This window comes from Vibrio sp. D173a, from assembly GCF_030248475.1.
Genome location: NZ_JAHGAH010000577.1, coordinates 1 through 549, shown reverse-complemented (window position 1 = coordinate 549; position 549 = coordinate 1). Strand labels below are relative to the sequence as shown.

1 protein-coding gene is annotated in these 549 nt (G+C 46.8%); it reads right to left on the bottom strand.

Annotation, left to right across the window (positions count from 1 at the left end; all coding sequences use genetic code 11):
* On the bottom strand, positions 1–549 hold a 549-nt coding region (gene lpxB / locus KIV40_RS27645), incomplete at both ends, for a lipid-A-disaccharide synthase (RefSeq protein WP_285352401.1).

The following is a 549-nucleotide window of genomic DNA, read 5'->3' as shown; positions in this document are numbered from 1 at the left end:
TTTCAGTAGCATACATTCCAGCGCAACCGTACCAGAAGCGAGTAGTACTGAGTCGGCAGCGGTAATTACATTGCGCGCAGTATCTTGCACAATAACAAAATCCAGCTCTGGTGCCGTTGCCTTCCAGATCTCGGTAAACTGCTGTTTGCGGGTCTCATTCACGGCTGCGACAACAAAGCCGATATCCGGGTACTTTTCATGAATGCGTTGGCAAGTTTCGATAAATGGTTGAGCAATCAGCTTCATTTCACCGCCACGGCTACCAGGAAGCACGGCTAACCATTTCTTGTCTTGCTCTAAACCGAGCAATTCACGCGCTTCTGCCTGATTTGGTTCTAGAGGAATCGCATCAGCTAACGTATGCCCAACGAACTCACAAGCAACGTTATATTTGTCGTAAAACGCCTTTTCGAATGGAAGGAATGCCAATACTAAGTCGGTCGCTTTATCGATTTTGAAGATGCGTTTAGGACGCCACGCCCACACAGATGGACTCACATAGTGAACCGTTTTAATGCCTGCATTTTTTAGGTCTAACTCAAGACGTAA